At 68.3% G+C, this 19,495-nt stretch carries 19 protein-coding genes, 1 other RNA gene and 1 pseudogene; 8 read left to right on the plus strand and 13 right to left on the minus strand.

Annotated features, from left to right (window positions below):
- Positions 1 to 197: 197 nt before the first annotated feature.
- The 4 genes from GobsT_RS36465 to GobsT_RS36480 all read right to left on the minus strand — a co-directional run bounded on the left by GobsT_RS36465 (position 198) and on the right by GobsT_RS36480 (position 4,575).
- Positions 198 to 1,412: a BBP7 family outer membrane beta-barrel protein gene (locus GobsT_RS36465; protein WP_010035950.1), complete on the minus strand. Its 1,215-nt coding sequence runs from the start codon at positions 1,410 to 1,412 to the stop codon at positions 198 to 200.
- Positions 1,413 to 1,653: 241 nt separating this feature from the next.
- Positions 1,654 to 2,877, minus strand: coding sequence for a cofactor-independent phosphoglycerate mutase (locus GobsT_RS36470; RefSeq protein ID WP_010035947.1), 1,224 nt, complete (start codon positions 2,875 to 2,877; stop codon positions 1,654 to 1,656).
- Positions 2,878 to 3,022: 145 nt separating this feature from the next.
- A complete protein-coding gene (locus GobsT_RS36475; RefSeq protein WP_010035945.1) occupies positions 3,023 to 3,580 on the minus strand; it encodes a hypothetical protein in 558 nt (185 codons plus the stop codon).
- A 134-nt stretch (positions 3,581 to 3,714) separates the two neighbouring features.
- Positions 3,715 to 4,575, minus strand: a complete 861-nt coding sequence (locus GobsT_RS36480) for a TIGR03000 domain-containing protein (protein WP_010035943.1) — start codon at positions 4,573 to 4,575, stop codon at positions 3,715 to 3,717.
- Positions 4,576 to 4,778: 203 nt separating this feature from the next.
- Here GobsT_RS36480 and GobsT_RS36485 point away from each other — a divergent pair, with 203 nt between their 5' ends.
- Positions 4,779 to 6,008 carry an outer membrane protein assembly factor BamB family protein gene (locus GobsT_RS36485; protein ID WP_010035941.1) on the plus strand — a complete coding sequence of 410 codons (1,230 nt, stop codon included), beginning with the start codon at positions 4,779 to 4,781 and terminating at the stop codon, positions 6,006 to 6,008.
- 30 nt (positions 6,009 to 6,038) lie between these two features.
- On the opposite strand, the gene GobsT_RS36490 is transcribed toward GobsT_RS36485, so the two are convergent.
- The 3 genes from GobsT_RS36490 to GobsT_RS36500 are packed head-to-tail and all read right to left on the minus strand — an operon-like array spanning position 6,039 to position 8,058.
- Complete coding sequence (locus GobsT_RS36490; RefSeq protein ID WP_010035939.1) at positions 6,039 to 6,881, minus strand: sugar phosphate isomerase/epimerase family protein; 843 nt, start codon at positions 6,879 to 6,881, stop codon at positions 6,039 to 6,041.
- 11 nt (positions 6,882 to 6,892) lie between these two features.
- Positions 6,893 to 7,123 (minus strand): NifU family protein, encoded by a 231-nt coding sequence (locus GobsT_RS36495; protein ID WP_010035936.1) that lies wholly within the window; start codon positions 7,121 to 7,123, stop codon positions 6,893 to 6,895.
- Positions 7,120 to 8,058 (minus strand): bifunctional riboflavin kinase/FAD synthetase, encoded by a 939-nt coding sequence (locus tag GobsT_RS36500; protein ID WP_010035934.1) that lies wholly within the window; start codon positions 8,056 to 8,058, stop codon positions 7,120 to 7,122. Before GobsT_RS36500 ends, GobsT_RS36495 begins: the two co-directional genes overlap by 4 nt.
- Positions 8,059 to 8,165: 107 nt before the next feature.
- On the opposite strand from GobsT_RS36500, the gene rnpB reads away from it, so the two are divergent.
- From rnpB to GobsT_RS36535, 7 genes are all read left to right on the plus strand, one after another.
- Positions 8,166 to 8,656, plus strand: an RNA gene (gene rnpB / locus GobsT_RS36505) — RNase P RNA component class A.
- 198 nt (positions 8,657 to 8,854) lie between these two features.
- Entirely contained in the window at positions 8,855 to 9,154 is a 300-nt protein-coding gene (locus GobsT_RS36510; protein WP_071529246.1) for an ATP-dependent Clp protease adaptor ClpS, read from the plus strand.
- Between the two features lie 137 nt (positions 9,155 to 9,291).
- Positions 9,292 to 9,639, plus strand: a complete 348-nt coding sequence (locus GobsT_RS36515) for a hypothetical protein (RefSeq protein WP_010035930.1) — start codon at positions 9,292 to 9,294, stop codon at positions 9,637 to 9,639.
- Between the two features lie 221 nt (positions 9,640 to 9,860).
- Entirely contained in the window at positions 9,861 to 10,535 is a 675-nt protein-coding gene (locus GobsT_RS36520; protein WP_010050328.1) for a hypothetical protein, read from the plus strand.
- 166 nt (positions 10,536 to 10,701) lie between these two features.
- Positions 10,702 to 11,424 carry an ISAs1 family transposase gene (locus GobsT_RS36525; RefSeq protein WP_261340075.1) on the plus strand — a complete coding sequence of 241 codons (723 nt, stop codon included), beginning with the start codon at positions 10,702 to 10,704 and terminating at the stop codon, positions 11,422 to 11,424.
- Between the two features lie 125 nt (positions 11,425 to 11,549).
- Positions 11,550 to 11,876 carry a transposase gene (locus GobsT_RS36530; RefSeq protein ID WP_162683627.1) on the plus strand — a complete coding sequence of 109 codons (327 nt, stop codon included), beginning with the start codon at positions 11,550 to 11,552 and terminating at the stop codon, positions 11,874 to 11,876.
- Positions 11,877 to 12,178: 302 nt separating this feature from the next.
- Positions 12,179 to 12,409: a transposase gene (locus tag GobsT_RS36535; RefSeq protein ID WP_010050319.1), complete on the plus strand. Its 231-nt coding sequence runs from the start codon at positions 12,179 to 12,181 to the stop codon at positions 12,407 to 12,409.
- Between the two features lie 3 nt (positions 12,410 to 12,412).
- Here the strand turns inward: GobsT_RS36535 and GobsT_RS36540 are convergent, their stop codons facing one another.
- The 6 genes and pseudogenes from GobsT_RS36540 to GobsT_RS41390 form a co-directional block, all read right to left on the minus strand.
- On the minus strand, positions 12,413 to 13,450 hold the full coding sequence (locus GobsT_RS36540) for a glycosyltransferase (RefSeq protein WP_010050317.1): 1,038 nt from the start codon (positions 13,448 to 13,450) through the stop codon (positions 12,413 to 12,415).
- A gap of 178 nt (positions 13,451 to 13,628) precedes the next feature.
- On the minus strand, positions 13,629 to 14,348 hold the full coding sequence (locus GobsT_RS36545) for a sugar transferase (RefSeq protein ID WP_109571381.1): 720 nt from the start codon (positions 14,346 to 14,348) through the stop codon (positions 13,629 to 13,631).
- 53 nt (positions 14,349 to 14,401) lie between these two features.
- A complete protein-coding gene (locus tag GobsT_RS36550; protein WP_010050314.1) occupies positions 14,402 to 15,049 on the minus strand; it encodes a hypothetical protein in 648 nt (215 codons plus the stop codon).
- A 169-nt stretch (positions 15,050 to 15,218) separates the two neighbouring features.
- A complete protein-coding gene (locus GobsT_RS36555; protein WP_010050623.1) occupies positions 15,219 to 17,468 on the minus strand; it encodes a tyrosine-protein kinase domain-containing protein in 2,250 nt (749 codons plus the stop codon).
- 132 nt (positions 17,469 to 17,600) lie between these two features.
- Positions 17,601 to 18,488, minus strand: coding sequence for an exosortase/archaeosortase family protein (locus GobsT_RS36560; protein WP_010050624.1), 888 nt, complete (start codon positions 18,486 to 18,488; stop codon positions 17,601 to 17,603).
- Positions 18,489 to 18,790: 302 nt separating this feature from the next.
- Positions 18,791 to 19,471: pseudogene (locus tag GobsT_RS41390) on the minus strand (IS66 family transposase zinc-finger binding domain-containing protein); the annotation flags it as partial.
- Positions 19,472 to 19,495 lie beyond the last annotated feature (24 nt).

Genomic DNA, 19,495 nt, shown 5'->3' on the forward strand with positions numbered 1-19,495 from the left:
CTTGCCCCGGCGGCCGCAAAGGTACTCCGAGCGAGGTTCATTCCGCCACCCAACTCTTATTCACAATCCGGCTGGTATTGTCTGTTTCTTGTGGCACAGGCAGCACCACCCGGACCGTGAATGGAAAGATGCTACGCAGCGGATCTGGCACCGCTCGCGGGGCGAGCGGGCCACCTTCAACACAGCCACGTGTGCGATCAGTACTGCAACCGGGCGCCGAAGGTGAGCGCGTTGACTGTCAACCCGTCGGTGCGCCACGCGAACGCCGGACGCGCCAGCGTGCTCGGGGTAGGCTGAGCGACGAACCGCACGTTGCTGTCGTTCACCACCGCGTCGATCGCCCCGCCCGGCCGGATCGCGCTGCTCATGTACATCAGCGAGTACCCGAACGACACCTGGAACCACGGGTTGAAGTTGTAGGTGAGCTTCAGATCGAAGTCCTGCGTGTACGCCACCTTGCTGCGGGTGAACGTGCCAGCGTTCAAGCCCCGGGCGTACAACCCGGCGGGCTCGATGTCGGCCGCGCCGCCCGCCGGGATGAAGCTGTTCGACCCAACCAGTTCGGCCCGCTGCGCCACACCGCCCAGCCCCGACTTCGATGTCAGGTCGAGCCCGAACCCGCGCTCGTTCCCGAGCCGGCTGTTGATGCCCACGTACCCGCCGTAGAACCGGTTGCTGGTGCGAACCGAATCGCTCGACGAGATCACGCCCCCGCTCGGGAAGACCGACGGCGAGTAAACGGTCAGGCTCTCGTGCAGGTCGAGGTACTTGAACCCGACGAGGACATCGGTGGTGTCGAACAGGAACGTGTACCACGCCCGCCGGATGTTCCCGTCCAGCCCCCACAGCCGGCTCTGGGCCGCGGCGGACACGCCGCCGCTGTATTGGCCGGGCAGCGACGCGAACAGCGTGGTGGGCAGCCCGGACCCGGCCGAGATGTACCCCTGGCCGAGCGCGACCGGGTTCCCGTTGTTGAAGAACGACGAGCTTTCCCCCTGCCGCTCAAGTACGAACCCGCCGACCTCCACGCCGAACTTTTCGAAGTTGGCCCCGACACTCGCCCGGATGCCGTTGAACGCGCCGAAGTTGATCCGGTTGTTCTCCGGGAACAGCGTCACGGCCCCGTTGCTCGTGGACTGGTTCGCCAGCGCCGCCGGGACCGCCTGAATGAGCGGCGGCGTGCGGATCGGCGTGTACCACGCGAGGACGTAGTCGCCGCTGGCCCAGAACTGCGGGCCGACCATCGGGAACGGCCGCGTTTCCGTGGGAATGCTGACCGTGGCCGGAGCGGGCGTTGTGCCCGTATCGGTCCACGCCGGCGCCGGCTCGGCACTCAGCAGCCGCGGGGGCTCGGCACGAACGCCGCTGGCGGTGAGGAGAAATACGGCGGTCGCTATGAGTTTCACGCGCATGGCGGAATCTTCCCGTTTGAAGGCCCGCGCCCGGCGGGCCGGACATCTGCGCGTTATTAATCGGTTGGCGCGGTCTGCACAGTCGAGTAGTAATGCTCAAATTGCGGGCTTGTGTGAGTTTGGCGAAAATGAGGAGCGGGCGCCCATTTGGGCACCCGCTCGGATCGAAGGAGGTGTTCTGACGACTGATACTTTTTGGTTGGGATCGGGAGACTTCGTGCGGCTATCGGCCCCACGCCGCTCACTTATCCTGACCGAGCCACCACTTCATCAGGTTCCAACCCGGGTCAAAGCTCAGCCCGGTCGTCGCAGCGGTCGGCTCGTCGTATTGTGTTGCGGCGTCGGGGGTAATGCCAGCCCCGCACGCGGCGAACGCGACCGCGCCGTAAGCGTGAGCGCGGGTCTTCAGCGTGGTGCGGTGGTCCGGCTCCACGAGAACGCGGAAGTCGCCGTACCGCGGCAGCGCGTCGAGCAGCGGGCCGACGATGTGCGTGTCGATCTGTTCGAGGGCTTTGACCTTCTCATGCGCTTTGCCCTCGTGCGACGCCTCGTCGGGCGCCTCGACGTGAACGCAGACGAGATCGAACGCGCCGAGGGCCTCGATCGCGTACCGGCCCTTGGCCGCGTAGTCGGTGTCGAGGTAGCCGGTGGCGCCGGGCACGTCGATCCGGTGCCACCCGAGCAGCACCCCGACCCCGCGGACGAGGTCCACCGCGGAGATGATCGCCCCGCGCGTGCCGCCGTACACTTCGGCGAAGGGATTCACCCGGGGCGCCTTCCCGTGGCCCCACAGCCACGCCTGCGTCGCGGGCTTCTTCCCCTCGGCGATCCGCCTGGCGTTCACCGGGTGGGCGGCCAGAATGGGCTTGCTGGCTTCCATCAGGGAGACCAGCATCTCCGCGCCGGGGCCGGTCGGGAGGTAGTCCGCAACGGGCCGGTCCGGGATGTCGTGGGGCGCTTGCGCCTTCGTGCCGTTGAGGGGCGAGGTCTCGGAGTTCGAGCGCCACACCATGATGTTGCGGTACTGCACGCCGGGGTGGAACTCGATCGTCCCGCCCGCGATCTCCGTTCCCCCGAGTTCGTGCTGGAGCGCCTTAATCAGCGGCGCGCCGTCCTCGCTCGAGATGTGCCCCGCGGTGAAGTCCCGCATGTGCCCGTCGGGGGTGTACACGAGGTTGCACCGCACGGCCCAGTCGTTCGGGCCGAGGTGAATCCCCATCGCGGCCGTTTCGAGCGGCGCGCGGCCGGTGTAGTACTTCAGCGGGTCGTAGCCGAACAGGGACAGCGTCGCAACGTCCGACGCCGGCGTGAGCGACGGCGGGACGTTGTTCGAGAGGCCCACCACGCCGCCCGCGGCGACGCGGTCCATGTTGGGCAGCTTCGCCGCCTGGAGGGGGGTCAGGTTGCCGAGTTCGGCGACGGGCTCGTCGGCGCAACCGTCCGGGATCACGATGACGTATTTCATGGCGCTGATTGTACCCGAACCCTAAACCGCGGCGAGCGGGCCGCCGCGGTTTAGGGTTCGGGGTGGCGCCCGCCGCTTGCGACAGCGGGCGATCGAGCGCTCTTGAGCGGCCCCGCATTTCGGGGCTGGGCCGCGAGAGGCGGGATTACTTGCCGACGATCTTGGACACGTCTTGCACGATGGCGCTGATGTCCTTGTCGCTGAGCTTGCCCTTCGCGAAGCTGTAGTTCGCCTTCACCACGCGGTCCGTGTACAGGATCACGGTCACATCGGCTTCGGGGCTCAGGTTGTACTTCGCCGGGATCGGGTCCTCTTTGTCCTCGATGGCCAGGGTGACGGCCTTCAGGTCGGCCTTCTTCGCGGCGTCTTTGAGCTGCGGCTCGAGCGCGGCCTTGTCGCCCTGAAAGATGCCGAAGGTGTACATTTCGGCCTTCGCGTTCTTGACCGTTTCGGCGTCGAGCGCTTTGAGGAGCTTGTGGGTCATGGCGTCGTCGCCGGTGCGGGCGAACACCATCACCGCCGGGCTGTCGCCGGCCTTGCAGTACAGGCACGCGGTCTTGCCCGCGTCCTCGCCGTTCACGTTGTACGGGTGGAACGCGCCGGGCACCTTCGCCCCGACCTGCGGCCCCGACTTGAGTTCCGCGGCCACGACCGCGCCACCCAGCACCACGACAACTGCCGCGGCCAGCACGTTACGGATCATGCGAGACTTCTCCGAGGAAAGGGAAACGGCCCGAGTCAATGATACCGCCCGGGGCAAACGGTCTAAAGCCAGAAGTCCGGGCGCCGACGGTGCGGCGCCCGGACTTCTGGCTTGCGGCGCCCGAAAGGGGCGGCTTACTTCTTCTTTTCCTTCACGGTCCACAGGTGGATCAGGTACTCGTCGCCGTCGGCGCCGGTGATGGTCTTGGTGGTGTCGGGCTTCCAGTCGCCGATCACGAACCGGTGCGAGACGATCCGCGAGCCCGCCTTGAGCTGCTTGTCGAGGATCGGGCGGAGCAGGTCGTTGAACTCGTTGCCCATGTACAGCAGGACCACCGTGGCCTCGCTGTAGTCGCGGTCCTTCAGCGCGTCGCCCTCAATGATGGTGATCTGCTTCTCCAGCCCGGCCTTCTTGATGTTCTCGCGGGCCTCTTCCGCCTTCTTCGGGTCGAGCTCGATGCCGACGCCCTTCTTCGCGCCCTTCTTCACGGCCGCGATCAGCATCCGGCCGTCCCCGGGGCCGGGCTCGTACACCACGTCGTCCTTGCCGATCTTGCCCAGCTTCATCATCTCGTCGACGATGTCGTCCGGGGTGGGCACCCAGCGGATCTTCGCGGCGTCCGGGACCTTGGGGTCGGCCTTTGTGAGGTCCGCGACCACGTCGTCGCCGGCCTTGAACTCGATGGACTTGGTGCGGGTGAGGATGGTGTAGTTGTTCGGCGCCCAGGTGGTCGTGAAGGTGTACTCGTACAGCTTGCCGGCTTCCAGGTCCGGGGTCTCGAACTCGCGGGTGACGCCGGTCACCTTCATCAGCTTGTCTTCGATCTTCAGCTCCGCGTCCTCACGCGGCAGCGTGATCTTGATCTTTGACTTGACCTTCTGCGCCGCGTCTTTCTTCTCCGGCTGCGCCCCGACGGACAGCGTCGCCAGGCTCGCGGACGTGAAGAAGACGGCGAAGGCCAGCCCGAACGCTCGGGCGGTGCGGGGGGTGAACATGAGACTCCTCGGAACAGCGGGCTCTTGGGCAGTGCGGAAATAGTGTCACCGAAACCAATTACTCACGCAAGGGGTTTAGGGCAAGTGCCTGGGCGCCGCGGGCCGCGCGGGACGAATTCGGTTTTTTGGCCGCTGCCTTCTACCCGCCGCCCGCTTTCGTGAGATAATCAGCCGCCACCGCCCCCCACCCGCCGAGACCACCAATGACCCGCTCGCTGCTGGCTCTGCTCGTTTTCGCCTCCGCGCTCGCGCTCGCCCCGGCCGCCGACTGGCCCCGGTTCCGCGGCCCCAACGGGACCGGCACCGCCGCCGGCCCGCTGCCCGGGATCGACCCGGAGAAGCCGCTCTGGAAGATCGAACTGGGCGGCGGGAAGGGCGTCAGCTCGCCCATCGTGGTGGGCGGGAAGGTGTACGTTCAGTCGGCGTCGGCGGACGGCAAAGCCCGCGTGCTGACCGCGCTCGACGCGGCGACCGGGAAGCAGTTGTGGAGCAAGGAGGTGCCCGGCGATAAGGCGAAGGCGCACGCGAAGAACTCGCTCGCGTCCGGCACGCCCGCGTGCGACGGCTCGCAACTGTACTGCGCCTGGTGGGACGGCAGCGGGGTGAGCCTGGCGGCCTACGACCTCGCCGGCAAGGAGCAGTGGTCGGCGTCGCTCGGCGGGTACGTCAGCCAGCACGGCCCGGGGTTCTCGCCGATGGTCCACGACGGCCTCGTGTTCGTGAACGTGGACGACGACGAGCACGCGGAACTGGTCGCGTTCGACGCGAAAACGGGCCAGAAAAAGTGGTTCAAGACCCGGAAGCACGTGCGCGCCTGCTACACCACCCCGTTCATCCTGGAGCGGGCCGGCAAGCCGGCGGAGTTGGTCCTCGGCACCACCACGGCCGTCACCTCCTACGAGCCGGCCACCGGAAAGGTGAACTGGGAGTACCCGATCGCGTGGCCGAAGGGGGACATGCCGCTGCGCGTGATCGGCCACCCGGTGTACGCGGGCGGGCTGCTGGTCGTGTACTCCGGTGACGGCGGCGGCGGGCGGTACATGGCCGCGATCGACCCCGAGCGCAAGACCCCGGCCAAGGTGTGGGACCTGCGGAAGGAGACGCCCTACGTCCCGTGCGTGCTGGTGAAGGGCGACAAGCTGTTCTGGATCGGCGACAAGGGCGTCGCGACCTGTGCCGAGGCGAAAACCGGCAAGGCGCTGTGGGCCGAGCGGGTGTTCAGCGCCGACGTCACCGCCTCCCCGGTCCTCGTGGGCGACACCATCTTGATGATCTCGGAGAAGGGCGAGGTCGCGGCGGTGAAGGCCGGGAACGAGTACGAGGAGCCGGTGAAAGTGTCGCTGGGGGAGGGCGTGTTCGCGACGCCCGCCGTGGCCGACGGGCGAGTCTACATCCGCGGGGTGAACACGCTGTTCTGCTTCGGAAAGAAGTGAGCCGGGCGGTCGGCGAGCGCTACGCGGGGCTCACGTCCCCCGCTCGCCCAGATACGGCGTCAGAAACGCTCGCGCCTTGCGTGCGGTGCTCACGGCGTCGTAGCTGTGGCGGCTCAACTCGACGTACACGCCCTCGCGGTAGCCGGCCGCACGGAGGCCCGCGAACACGTCGGCGAAATCGACCGCGCCCTCGCCGAACATGATGTGATCGTGTACGCCCGGTCGCATGTCCTCGATGTGGATGTTCCAGAGGACGTGTTTCCAGTCCGCCAGGAACTTGCTGACCGGCAGCTCGCCGTTGCAGACGAGGTGCCCGACATCGACGGTGAGGCCGAACGCGGGGTGGTTGACGCGGCCGTGCAGTTCGGCAAACTTGTCCATCGTGTCGATGAACATGCCGGGTTCGGGCTCGAACGCGAGCCGCACGCCCCGCCGCCCGGCCTCCTCCGCGAGCCGCTTGCACTGCTCAACCAGGCGGGTCATTAGCTCCGAAGGCGCGGCGCGGTCGTCGGGCGCGCCGGACCAGAAGCTGACGCACCCGGCGCCCAACTCTTCCGCGAGCCGGACGCAGAGCCACAGGAACCAGTGCCGCCGCTCGCGCAGCTCGTCGGTCGGCGAAATGAGGGTCGGCTGGTGCTTGCGGCGCGGGTCCAGCACGAACCGCGCGCCGGTCTCGATCGCGCACCGCAGCCCGTGGCGCGCGAGCCCCGCGCCGAACTCGGCGGTCCGGGCGCTCAGGTCGAGGGCGTGCGGGTCCAGGTGGTTCACGTCCGGGGTGAGTGCGACCCCGCCGTACCCGAGTTCCGCCAGAACGTCCAGCGCGTCGCCGAGCCGGTGGTGGGCGAACCCGTTCGTGTTGTAGCCCAGAAACATCGCGACCCCGCTCAGGGAACGGCTTCCAGAATTTCGACCTCCGGCACCTTCTTGCGCAGCTCGTCTTCGAGCGAGGTGATGACGGTCATGATGGTCGCCGGGCACCCGGCGCACGCGCCGGACAGGCGCACCGAGGCGACCCCGCCGGTCACCTCCAGCACCTCGATCCCGGCGCCGTCGAGCATGAGCGCCGGGGCGATCTCGACCTTTAGCGCGTGTTCCACACGTTCCTTGAGGCTCATGGCTGGCTCACCCCGAGAACACGCGTCGCGTGTTCGATGTCGCGTTTCAACTGCTCGACCAGTTCGGCCGCGCCGCCGAACGGCCGCGTCTCCCGCAGCCGGGACACGAACTCGACCGTCAGCTCCTGGCCGTACAGGTCGCCGGCGAAGCCGATCAGGTGGACCTCGATCTTGCGGGCGTCCTCGCCGAAGGTCGGGTTCGGCCCGACGTTGGCCGCGGCGGGGTGTGGAACGCCGTTCACAAGCGCGCGGACCGCGTACACGCCGTTCCCGGGGAGCAGTGTCGCCACGTCGCCGAGGTTGGCGGTCGGGAACCCGATGGTGCGGCCCCGCCGTGCGCCGGTCACGACCGTCCCGGCGATGCGGTACGGGCGGGCGAGCAGTTCAGCGGCGCGGGCCACATCGCCCCCGACGAGGGCGCCGCGCACCCTGCTGCTCGACACCGGCTCGCCGGCAAACGCGACCTGTGCCAGCTCGGCGAATGCGAGCCCCGCCCCCGCGCACAGCGCCCGGAGCGTCTCGTTGGTGCCGGCCCGCCCGCGGCCGAACCGGAAGTCGTACCCTTCGACCACCGCCCGGGCGCCGAGCTGGCGGGCGATCACGTCTTCGAAGAACGCCTCGGGGCTGAGCGCCAGCAGCGCCGGCCCGGTGCGCAGCACGACGACGTGGTCGGCCCCGGCCGCGTGAAGCAGTTCCGCGCGGCGCGCGATCGTGGTGAGCGGCGGGCGTTCCGATCCGGGGTGCAGCACCTGGTGCGGCGGGGTGCCGAACGTGACCACAACCGCCGGGCCGCGCACGCGGTCCGCCTGCTCGCGCGCCGCGGCCACGAGGGCCTGGTGCCCGCGGTGAACGCCGTCGAAGTTGCCGACGGTAACCGCCCCCCCGGTGAACTCCGGGGGCGGGTACTCGGACCAGTCGAGGTGAGCCGTCGCCATGCCGGTATCTTATTCCGCGCGCCGCGGAACGGGCCGAGAACCTTTCGCCCGCGCGGGTGTCCCTTCTTTCGGCACGCGGTTTTGACTACCATGCCATCTGGGTTCGTCGGTCGGCCGGACGGTCGCCGCCCGCCCAGCGGTCAGAGATTCGAGGGCGGAGAAGCGGGGGCGCACGTCGCTCACGGTCTTCGGTTTCTGATCTCTGCCCTCTGGGCGGGGGGAGGAAAGTCCGGGCTTCACAGGGCGCGGTGGTGGATAACGTCCACCCTCGGTAACGGTGCGGGCGTCCCGACTCGCACCGCCAACGGGCGGGAAAGTGCAACAGAAAGTGTACCGCCGCCCGGTTGCGAAATCGGGCGGTAAGGGTGAAAAGGTGCGGGGCTTCGGCCCTTAATGTAAGAGCGCACCAGCGGCGGGGTGACCCGCCGGCTCGGCAAACCCCACCGGAAGCAAGGTCAAGCAGAGGACAGGGGCGGCCCGCCCCGTTACGATCCTCGGGTAGACCGCTCGACCCCGCCGGCAACGGCGGGGCTAGATAAATGACCGTCACCCGCCGCAAGGCGGGGGACAAAACCCGGCTTACAGGCCGGCCGACGAACTCAACCGGGATACCGCATCGCATAACCGCTACCGTCGGCGCGCCCGCGTGACTCTTCCTGACCGTTTCGCATCCGGGGGCTTCCCGAATTGACCTCGCGCTGTTCGGCGGGGTACGATGTGTTAGTGCAACCCACAGGCCCCCGCTCCTCTCACGGGACGCGCTTGTGCGCCGTCTGGCCCGTGCAACGAGGCCGCCATGTCCATCCGCCCCCCATCTCGGCGGGACGATCGCACGAGCCATCTGGCTCGCCATAACTTTTATCCCCCGCGCCGGTTCAGGGTCGTCCTGCACCGAGCTAACGGCGCCGACCTGGTGCTCGTCACCCGCGCGGTAATGGACATCACCCGGTTCGGCTCGGCCGAGGCCGAGTACCGGATGTGGGAGGCCCACCACTGCGGGCGCTCACTCGTCGTCGTCACGCACCTCGAACGGGCCGAACTGTTCGTCGAGCAGTTCGCACTCCGCGGCCTGCCCGCGAGCATCGAACCCGCTTAGCGGCGCGGTGTGACCGCCGGAATTTCGTTGACACAGCCGCCCGAGACGCTATTCCTCGGCCCTTCGCTTGGGGAATAGCTGCCGGGGGCGTGTTGCGCACGGGACCGCGGCGCGCGCCCAAAAATGGGGGACGTGCAATGAAGTGGCTCGTTTGCAGCCTGGTAGCCGTAGCGCTGGTCGCCGGTGCGCCCGCACACGCCGGGGACGTGGAATTCCGCCCGATCGACACGAAGAAGCTGGTGGTCCAGCCCAGCAAGGCCGCCGCGAACCTCGCTGCCGGCACTATCAACCTCGTCGGCCAAACGACCGCCGGCGCCGTCGAAGGCAACGGCTGGATCAAGACGATCAACAACCTGTTCAGCATCAAGCGCACGGAGCCGAAGTACCAGACCAACGGTCTGCCGGCGCCGAACCAGTTCAAGTCCACGCAGTACAAGAACTACAACACCCCGGTGATGCCGACCGTCCAGTACATGCAGCGCTGAGCGGTATTCTGAAACCGCGTCCGATTTACGATCCGGTGTTGGTGCCTTTGTGGCACAGGCATTCCTCAGTACATGCCACAACCGTGAGACTCCAAAACGGTTCCCGGAAACGCGCCGGCCCCGCTCACGGTGAGCGGGGCCGGCGCGTTTCCGGAACCTTTTTACGCCGCTGGCGTTTCATCAGTACCGGGCGCTCCCGCTCGCCCGTTCCGGAGACGCACATGCACACGGTCGCGATGCGGGCGTTCGCCACGCTCGCCCTCGGTTTGGGCGCGTTCACGCTCCCGGTTCTCGCTGAAGACTCAAAACCCAAGCCGTCGGACTGGTCCGGTTACGTGTTCGTGGCCGACGTTGTTGGCGAGGTGGTGAAAGCCGACGACAAGAGCGTGACGCTGCGGATCACGTGGTTCGAGCCGCAGGCGCGGACCGGCAACAGCCGTAACGGTCGGCCCGGGCTGTCGCAGAACAACCGCAACTTCCGCAACCCGTACTCGCAGAACATGAACCGCCCGAACCAGTCGAAGACGCAGTTGAAAGAGCAGCACCACGATTACGAACTGGAATACGTCTCGGAGTCGCTCGTGCGGAGCAAAACCCTCCCGGTGAAATTGGACGAGAAGGGTAAGAAGATTCCGCACAACCAAAAGGAGATCGACGAGTTGCGGGCACCGGGCGGTTTCCCGGGGTACGCGGCGAATCGATCCGATCTGACCCCGGGCACAATCGTCGAGGTGTACCTGATCCGCGACAAGAGCGTGCCCGCGGCCAAGGCCGGCGAAGACGACTTGCGTGTCAAATACGCGGTCATCCTGGGGCGCGACCCCAACCCGCCGAAGGACATCGGTAGCGGCGACAAGAACAAGGACAAGAAAAAGGACGAGAAGAAGAAAAACTGATGCGATGCGGGCGCGATTTCGCCTGACGTGATGGATCGGAACTCACGGATCGCTCGGGGCTCAAACACCGAGCGATCACCGTTTCGCAATTGTACACTTGCTCGCCTGCGGTGTCACGGCTGCGCACGGATTGGGTTTGGGTAACGTGCGTGGTGTGGGGGTATGTGTGCGGCTCCAAACGAGGAGGCGTACATGTCCCGGGTCACTGGTCGAGCGGTTGGCCGAGTTGCCGGATCCGCGAAGCCGTCACGGGCGCCAGTACCCGCTGGTGGGGCTGCTGACCCTGTGCCTGGTGGCGGCGATGGGCGGGCACACCACGCCTGCGGCGATCTCCCAGTTCGGTCGGCGGCAGAAGCGGCTGGGGCATGCGTTGGGGTTCAAGAACGGCAACATGCCGTGTGCCAACACCATCGCCGGACGGCTGCGGAAGCTGGACCCGGACCACCTGGACCGGATCATCGGGGACTGGCGGGCGGGCCGGCACCCCGAGGGGTGGGAGCACCTGGCGTTGGACGGCCGGCAGTTGCGCGGGTCCCGAGACGGCGAGGTACCGGGTGCGCACCGGCTGGCCGCGTATGCCCCGGGGGCCGCGGCGGTGGTGGCCCAGATGACGGTCGAGGCCACGACCAACGAGCACAAGGCGGCCCTGCGGCTGCTGGGCGTGTTGCCCCCGCTGGGCGGAACGGTGGTCATCGGGGACGCCATCTGTACCCAGCCGGACGTGTGCGCCGCGGTGCAACAGCGGGGTGGGGACGACACCTTGTACGCCAAGAGCAACCAAGGCACCTTGCGGGCCGACCTGGAAGCCGCGTTCGCCACCGCCGCGGGGGGCGATTTTCCCCCCCGGGTTACAGCACCTGTGGGACCGGGACGCGGGCACCGCATGTGAGCTGAGCAAGGGGCACGGGCGGGTGGAGCGACGGTCCATTGTGACCACCCACCACGTGGCTCAACCAGTACCTGACCCGGTGGCCCGGTGTGCAGCAGGTGCTCCGGCTCCAGCGGCGGCGCCGAATGAATGGGCAGGAGGCGGTGGAGGTGGTGTACGGGATCACCAGCCGGAACCCGGTGGCCGCGCCACCGGATGCGTTGCTCGGATATACCCGGGCGCACTGGGGTATCGAGAGCCGGCACCACATCCGCGACGTGACCCTGGGCGAGGACCGGTGCCGGGTACGGCGGGGCGCGGCACCACGGGTGCTGGCGAGCCTGCGGAACGTCGCAGCGTACCTGCTACGGACCCTCGGTACCGGTACCATTGCAGCGGCCGTTCGGACCATCGTTGCCACACCCGAACGGGCACTAGCGGCGCTTAATCAGCCAGTTTCAATCTCTGAGTAGCCCTAGGCGGCACTCCACGCTGGGCGACGTTGCCCCAGATGAGTACGAATGAACGCATAACCGAACCCACCGCCAAAAAGCTGTCCACTTTCCGTGGGGAACTCCAGTACAACGTCTTGGGGGCGTGGAACGGTGTGACTCGGGAACTGATCCGCGTGACCAACGAGACGCGCGTGTCTTCGGATACGATGGTCGAGTTGCTGGGCCGGGGCGCGGCACGGGCCACCGGACCGACGACATCGGTTCTGGATAACGCGCGGTATCAGCGGTGTGCGGCGTGGAGTCGGGAGCCAAGCGGTTAGGTGTTGCTGTTCCGGCCCTCGCACTCGCCCAACCTGAACGTGATCGAGCGGCTGTGGCGGTTAACCAAGAAGAAGGCCCTGCGGGGCAAGCGCTACGCCGACTTCGCGACCTTCCGGGCGGCCAGCGACGAGTACCTCGATCGCATCCCGACGGACCACCGCGAGGTTCTCGCCTCGCTCATGGCACAGAAGTTCCAGACGCTCGACAGTGACTCATTCCTGACCGCGTAAAGTCTAGTGCTTCGCCGGCTTGAAGGCGGGCGCCCCCGCCCAGTGCTGGAGCGACCGCCGTAACTGCTTCGCGGCTTCCTTCCAGAACCCCCACGCGAACCCGAAGTGGATCGCCACGAACACCATCGGGATGCGGAGCGCGACCGCGCGGGGCGCGCTCCGCCCGAGTACGGCGCCCGCGCCCAGTAGCACGCCCAAATAAAGAGCCACGCTCCCGAACCACACCCAGCCCGCGTAAGGTACGGCGAGGCTCAGCAGCGCACCGGCGATCACCCACACGGCCCACAGCGGCGGCACCAGGGCGGGCACCGAGAGCGACTTCGGGTGCTTGAAAGCCAGCTTCGCCCGGCCGCTGCCGTACCGGCCCAGTTGGTAGAACAGGGCGCGGAAACTCGCCCGCGGCTCGTACACGATCTTCACCGCCGGCGTGAAGTAGCAGCTCAGCCCGGCGGCGTGGACGCGCTCGTTGAACTCCACGTCCTCGCAGGCGTCGAACGCCTGATCGAACAGCCCGACGGCGTGGAACACGGTCCGCGAGTACGCGACCGCGGTGCTCTGCGGCGGGACGAACTTCGGCTCGTTCGAGTAGATGTCGGAGTCCGGGTTGTGGCCCAGCCGGCTGCTCCGCGCGGCGCTGACCGCGGACTGGAACGGGGTCGGGTTCGGCACGTCCAGCGGCTGCGGCCGGCCCAGGCAGTCCGCCTGACTCGTCTCGAACGCGTCGGACAGGTTTCGGAGGTAGTCGCGGTCCGGCACGTGGCAGTGCCCGTCCACGATCACGAGCACGTCCTTGGTGGCATGCCGGATCGCGGTGTTGCGACCAGCCGAGGCCAGCTTGTCGGCGTTGAACACCAGCTTCAGGTTGGGGAACTCGCCCTGGAGTCGGCGCACGATGGGGACCGTGTCGTCGGTCGACACGCCGTCGGCGACGATGACCTCGAAGTCGGCGCGGGGGAAGTCCTGCGTGAGCAGCAGCCGGAGCGTGTGCTCGATCGACCGCGACTCGTTCCGCACCGGGACGACGACAGAAACGGACGGCATGGGTGCTCCAGCAAAGATGTCATTTCACCGCGGCGGGCGCGGGAGCCGCTCAGGTCTTCGGTGAGCGGTACGACGGCCGGCAAAGAAGTCATTTCACCGCAGAGGGCGCGGGAGGGCGCGGAGAAAACGCGGGCACGAGGCCGAAACGATCTCTGCGCCCTCTGCGGTGAATCGGTCGTTACTCCGTCGGCACGCGCGGGGCGCGGTGGTACAGGCGCTTCAGCCCGAGCGTCTTCAGCCCGGTGGCGAACAGGAGGAACAGTTCCATCCGCCAGGACCGATTGCGGATGTAGAACAGGTCGTACACGAGCTTGTTCCGCACGCTGCGGACGCAGGTGTCCGGCGGCAGGTGAACCTGCGCGAACCCGGTGATCCCGGGGCGCACCGCGTGCCGGCGGTCGTACCCGACGACCACATCGCGGAGCTTCTTCACGATCTCGGGGCGCTCCGGGCGCGGCCCCACGAGGCTCATCTCGCCCCGCAGCACGTTGAGCAGTTGCGGCAGCTCGTCGAGGTGGAGCTTGCGCAGCACGCGGCCCAGGGGGGTGATCCGGGAGTCGCCCGGGGTGCTCCACCGCGGCCCGGTCAGCTTCTCGCAGTCGTGGTACATGGTGCGGAGCTTGTACAGCGTGAACACGGCCCCGCCGCGCCCGACCCGGGCCTGGGTGTACACGGCCGGCCCGCGCGAGGTGAGCTTCACCAGCGCCGCGCACGCCAGCACCGCGGGCAGGGCCGGGATCAGCATGAGCGCCGCGAGCGCGACGTCCGCCGCCGCCTTCGCCCGCTCGCCGCGCGACAGCGGCCCCGGGGCCGGGGCGGGGCCGGCGCGGCGCGAACGCGGGGGCTGTGGTAAAGGGGCTCGCAACGCGGACCTCGGGCTGGTTCGTACGGGAGACATCCTTGTTCCTCGGGTGCGAACTCGCGTGGTGTCGGGCGGACGGTCGGGCGGCCTCACGGGCGGGCGCACTCGGCGGCGTACTGCGCCCACGTCGCGGCCACGAACCCCTTCACGACCGGATCGTCTTCGGCCCCGTCGGCGTCGGATTCGGGCAGGCTCGACGCGATGTACACCTTGTAGATGGTCGGGGCGCGGAGCTGGCTGGCGAACTGCCACCGGGGGTTGTCCGGGGCGACCCAGGCGCCGTCGGTGGTCCAGGCCCACCGCACCCGCACGCGGTCCACCTTCGTCTGCGTCTTCTTCTCGAAGTCCGCGACGTACACGGCGGCCGGCACGCCGTTCACCTCGAACGTCTCCTTGCGGGGGGCGCGGAGCGTCTTGTACCCGCTGCCCGGGTAGCACACGTCCGGCGTGTGGGTCGCGACCGACCCCGGGATGCCGCTGATGAAGCTCACCACCGCGACCGCCCCGCCCGCGCCGAAGTACCGCCGGCTGGTGGCGACGCTGCGCTCGTTGAGCGGCATCTCGGTGTCCACCGGCTCGGACCGCAAGTCCTCGAACTTCACCTCGAGGTTGTGGAGCCGGTCGGTGCGCGCGGTGTTCGAGGCGACGATGTTCCAGCGCTGCGTGACGGCGCCGTGAACGAACGCCCCGCACACGACCAGCGCGAGGACCGAACAGAACGTGAGCGGCTTCATCATGATGCTCCTCGTCGAAGGACCCCACCCTCCGGCCCTCCCGAACCGGAGAGGGGCGAAGTCCCGACGCGCGGCCCGCTCGTGAGGCGGGGTAGGGTGCGCGCGTCGCTCACGCTTCCGCGCCCGCCCCGCGCTCCGAACTTCGGAGCGCGGGGCGGGCGCGGAAGCGCTTTCAGCACAGCGCCTCTTGCTCGGTGGCGCCGACATACACGACGCCCGAGAACGGGATCTCCATCGTCGCGACCCGCTCCGCGGCCCGCTTCAGCAGCGGGGTGGCGGTCTCGCGGTACCGGGCGCACACCAGCACCGCCTCGCACCGCCGGGCCACCTCCACCGACTCCGCGACGGTGAGCAGCGCGTGCCCGTGGATCACGACGCAGTCGTACGGCTCCCGCAGCTTGGCGAGCAGGGCCTCGAGCTTCTCGCCGGTCGCGGCCTTGCGGGCCTCGTCGGACCACTTCCCGGCCGGCAGCAGGTGCAGCCCGCTCGGCAGGAACTGCACCACCGACCGCATGTCCGTCTCCGCCCGTAGCAGCTCGCACACGCCGGCGGCGTTCGGAACGCCCGCATAGGGGTGGATGGCCGGCTCGCGCAGGTCGAAGTCGACCAGCAGGGTCTTGTACCCGGCCTGGGCCAGGCTGCTCGCCAGCCCGAACGCGGTGAACGCCTTGCCCTCGTCGCCGATGGGGCTGGTGACCGTGATGGCGGTGGCGCCGCGGCTGAGCCACGTCTGCGAGACGTAGGCGCGGAGCTTGTCGATGGCCTCGTTCGCCGCGGCCCGGCGCACCGGGTCCTTGCCCGCCGCGTCGGTGGGCAGCCCCGGGATCACGCCCACCACCGGCGTAGGCACCGCGGCCCGCACGTCCGCCAGCGAGCTGACCCGGCGCGACACGGTCTCGTACCCGACCACCCCGAGCCCCATCAGCACGAACCCGATGACGCTCGCGAACCCGGTGCCCAGGAGCTGCTTCTTGGTGTCCTTCTGCGTGGGCGTGGACGCCTGCTGGAGCACCGAGATGCGGGCCGGCGCCTCGAGCTCGAGCTGCGTGAGGTGGTACTGCTGCATCAGCTCGCGCCAGATCCCGTCGGTCACCGCGAGGCGGCTGTCATCCGGGTTGTACTCCTTCTCGAAGCGGGCCTGCGTGAGGCCGCCCCGCTCCCCTGGCGGGAGTTCGGCCAGGTACTTCTCGAGCAGGGCGAGCGCCTTCTTCGCCTCGTCGCACTTCTCCTGGTGCTCCTGGACCTTGAAAATCACCGCCTGCAGTTCCGCCGCGAGCGGCTTGGCTTCCTGGAGCTTGCGGACCCCCTCGATCGTCTTGATCTTTTCGTCCTTGAGGGCCTCGTACCGTCTCTTGTAGGCCTCGTAGGTCTTCCGGAACTCCTGGATCGCGGGGCCGTTCGGGTCCTCGCTGTTCCCGGCGTACTTCATCCAGGTGATTTGTGCCTCGACCATCAGCCGCCGCGCGGCGCTCACGTCCCCGTCGTTCTCGACCCGCTCCGCAATGAGCGGTTGGGTGGGCGAATCCTGAATCGCCTTCAGTTGCGACTGGAGCACATCTCGGTTGCGCGTCAGGGCGTTCAGGTTCAAGGTGAGCTGCTCGACTTGCTGTTTCCGCATCCAGTAATCTTTGGTGGCGAGCCCGGGCTCCTGAGTGTAGATCGCGCGGTCCGTCTGGGTCAGGGTCGGTGCTGCTCCGCCGGCCGGCGTGCCCGGGGCGCCTGGGGGCGCCGGCAGCGGGGCCGGCGCGGTCGCACCGCCAGCCGTCACCACGCCGGCGCCGCCGCTTTTGGGTCGCCGGTCGGTGCGGACGATTTGCTCCATCCGCTTCTGCGCCTCGCCGGACTGCTCCGCGATCTTCTGGATCTGTTGCGCGTTCTGCGCCTGAACGCGCTCCACGAACGCTTTCTGGACCGCGTTAATGATCTTTCGCGCGTCCTCGGGCTCGTGCCCCTTGAACGTGATGCGAATCACCTCGCCCTCCGGTCCCCGAATATCCAGTTCCTCTTCGAGGAACTTGAGCGGGTCCTTCTGGGCTTTGATGGTGGGCAGGTCCTTGATGTCGCGCAGCGCCGCGTTCAGCACGTCCTCGGACCTGAGCTGCGTGGTCAGGGTTTTGACGTAGGTGGCGAAGTCGGCGCGGGGCTGGCTGTTGCTGTTGTGGTTCACCACGTTGATCGGGACCGCGGACACCCGGAACAGCCCGTACGACTCGTACTTGCTGGCGAGCAGCTCCCAGGCCACGGCGGCCCCGGCGGCGCCGATCAGCGTGCCGCAGAACAGGACCATCAGCCAGTGCAGCTTCAGGTACACCAGGATGCGCGCGCCGGCCGCGTCGTCCGGCCGCTCGCCCGTCTTCGGAGCGGGGCGCGGTGCCCTCGGCGGCGAGGCGGGCGCGTGGGTGGCGAAGGTGGGTCCGGTCATTGGCCCTGAGTCCGTTCAGGTTTAGTGACGGGGGCGAAAACGCCTCCCCCGGTCCTTCCCGAAAGGGAAGGGAAGAATAACCGACGTCGGCCCGCGCCGCGTCGCGAACCCCTCCCGCCGGGAGGGGCGGGGTCAGGCCGCCGTTTCGTCGACCACGAGCCGCTTGAGCGCCCACACCTCGGCGCCCAGCAGCGCCAGGCCCAGCGGCATCATGAGGTAGCCGTACGCGTCGTGCAGGAAGTCCCGCGTACCCTTGTCGGAGATGAAGGCGAAGCTCACCCCGGTGGCGGTGATGCGGAGCACGTTGGTCAGCACCGCGATCGGGGCGATGCCGAGCACCACCATGAACTTCTCGAACCGGCTGCGGGTCATCATCAGCACCGCGCCCACCGAGAAGGCGGCGAACGTGACCATCATCTTCAGCCCGCTGCACGCGTCCACCACGCCCAGCCGCACCTCGTCGATGAGGATCAGGTTGCCGTCGCGGATGGCCGGCTGGCCGAGCGTCTGGAGCAGGAACGTGCTGGCGACGGTCGCGGCCGTCTTCAGCGGCCCGCCGACGTTGCGCTCGAGTTCGTAGGGCAGCGGGATCATGAACACGAGGAACAGGATGCCCGGGCCGACGAGCTTGAGCAGCGGCACCCCGCCCGCCGCGAGCGCGACGCCCACGAGGGCCAGCAGCAGCGAGGCCGCGTCGAGCTGGTGGAACAGCAGGGCGCCGGCTGCGGCCCGCAGCACGAGGATGGCGACGAGCAGCCCGCACCCGATCACGGGGAGCGGCCGGAGGACCAGGGCGGAGCCCTTCGCGCCGCGCCAGATCAGGAACGCGGAGAAGAACGGCACCAGCACCCCGTGCGAGTACTGCGGGTCGTTGATCCACTTGTCGGCGAACACGCGGAGCATGGGCAGGTAGGCCCAGCCGAGCGCGGCGACGAGCGCAACGCCCTGCCACAGCGCGAGGCGCGATTGGGATGCGGCGGGCGCGGCGGAATTCGACGGTGCGAAGCTGACAGACGACATCCGTGTCCCCGTACGAACCGGGCGATTGCGGGTCTGAGTCCGTGACCCGGAATCCGAGAGTTGGGGGATTGTGTCAGATGCGCGGAGGGGGAATCAACCCCAAGTTTTGCGTTCGAGATTTGAGCAGGGCCGTTCCGTGTAACGCTTCCGCCTTCTGAACTGGCTTTCTCCGGCAGGGGTGGCAGTGTCCCGGTCGTCGCGTAGCTTCGCAAGGCATCGACGACCGTACTCATCGGATCCAGCCCCCGCCTCTTCAATGTCCGCACCACGCTCATCAACACCGACCGTGTCCGCGCGCCACGCTCGCTCGGGTTGCCGTAACTGGCCTTCCCAATCAGAACCGCCGGGCGCACCTCCCGTTCCGCGTGGTTGTTGCTCGACGGGACGCCTTCGAATTCCACGAACGTCAGCAGGTTCTCACCGTACTTGTGCAGTCGCTTCCCCAGCCGCCGGGCGTGCGCGTGCGCCCAGTCGCTGACCGCCAGGTCGGTGATCCGGCTGGGTAACGCGTCGGGGACCTGGGGGTCGACCTGCTTCCGGCAGCACGGGCACCAGTCGCGGTGGATCGTATGCTCGGTGACGACGGGTTTCAGGTCGGCGGGGATGTCCTCGGCGATGCGGGTGCGGGAACGCCGGGTGCGGGTGAGGTTGCCGCCGCACGTGGGGCAGGCGGGGAGTTGGTGCACTTCTCGGCGGTCGATCTGTTCGGGACGGGGTCGGGCGGCACCTGCGTGCCCGGGTTGGGCACCGCGTTTCTTGCGACGCGGTGGTGCGGGCGGCTTGGCGTAAGGCGGAATGGAACCGGACGGCTGGTGGGCACCGCTGGCCGGTGTGGGTGGGCCGAGGGTGCTGCTGAGTTGGAGGAAGAAGATGGCGGCGGCCCGGTCACGCGGGAGAACCGCTTCGGCCTGGTCCGGGGTCAGGGTGCCGGAGCGGAACGCGGCGACGAAGGCGGCATCGAGAATCGGGGCCGCACGCGTCATGCCCGCGATTCTCGACAAACCGCA

Origin of the sequence: Gemmata obscuriglobus, assembly GCF_008065095.1 — a bacterium.
Lineage (GTDB): Bacteria > Planctomycetota > Planctomycetia > Gemmatales > Gemmataceae > Gemmata > Gemmata obscuriglobus.

Bases quoted from the DNA above. Each gene is read 5' to 3' on its own strand.
- GobsT_RS36520 (WP_010050328.1), top strand. From the start codon at position 9,861: ATGCACACGGTCGCGATGCGGGCGTTCGCCACGCTCGCCCTCGGTTTG.
- GobsT_RS36560 (WP_010050624.1), bottom strand. From the start codon at position 18,488: ATGTCGTCTGTCAGCTTCGCACCGTCGAATTCCGCCGCGCCCGCCGCA.
- GobsT_RS36555 (WP_010050623.1), bottom strand. From the start codon at position 17,468: ATGACCGGACCCACCTTCGCCACCCACGCGCCCGCCTCGCCGCCGAGG.
- GobsT_RS36465 (WP_010035950.1), bottom strand. From the start codon at position 1,412: ATGCGCGTGAAACTCATAGCGACCGCCGTATTTCTCCTCACCGCCAGC.
- GobsT_RS36530 (WP_162683627.1), top strand. From the start codon at position 11,550: ATGAATGGGCAGGAGGCGGTGGAGGTGGTGTACGGGATCACCAGCCGG.
- GobsT_RS36540 (WP_010050317.1), bottom strand. From the start codon at position 13,450: ATGCCGTCCGTTTCTGTCGTCGTCCCGGTGCGGAACGAGTCGCGGTCG.
- GobsT_RS36470 (WP_010035947.1), bottom strand. From the start codon at position 2,877: ATGAAATACGTCATCGTGATCCCGGACGGTTGCGCCGACGAGCCCGTC.
- GobsT_RS36510 (WP_071529246.1), top strand. From the start codon at position 8,855: ATGTCCATCCGCCCCCCATCTCGGCGGGACGATCGCACGAGCCATCTG.
- GobsT_RS36515 (WP_010035930.1), top strand. From the start codon at position 9,292: ATGAAGTGGCTCGTTTGCAGCCTGGTAGCCGTAGCGCTGGTCGCCGGT.
- GobsT_RS36550 (WP_010050314.1), bottom strand. From the start codon at position 15,049: ATGATGAAGCCGCTCACGTTCTGTTCGGTCCTCGCGCTGGTCGTGTGC.
- GobsT_RS36545 (WP_109571381.1), bottom strand. From the start codon at position 14,348: ATGTCTCCCGTACGAACCAGCCCGAGGTCCGCGTTGCGAGCCCCTTTA.
- GobsT_RS36495 (WP_010035936.1), bottom strand. From the start codon at position 7,123: ATGAGCCTCAAGGAACGTGTGGAACACGCGCTAAAGGTCGAGATCGCC.
- GobsT_RS36475 (WP_010035945.1), bottom strand. From the start codon at position 3,580: ATGATCCGTAACGTGCTGGCCGCGGCAGTTGTCGTGGTGCTGGGTGGC.
- GobsT_RS36500 (WP_010035934.1), bottom strand. From the start codon at position 8,058: ATGGCGACGGCTCACCTCGACTGGTCCGAGTACCCGCCCCCGGAGTTC.
- GobsT_RS36490 (WP_010035939.1), bottom strand. From the start codon at position 6,881: ATGTTTCTGGGCTACAACACGAACGGGTTCGCCCACCACCGGCTCGGC.
- GobsT_RS36480 (WP_010035943.1), bottom strand. From the start codon at position 4,575: ATGTTCACCCCCCGCACCGCCCGAGCGTTCGGGCTGGCCTTCGCCGTC.
- GobsT_RS36485 (WP_010035941.1), top strand. From the start codon at position 4,779: ATGACCCGCTCGCTGCTGGCTCTGCTCGTTTTCGCCTCCGCGCTCGCG.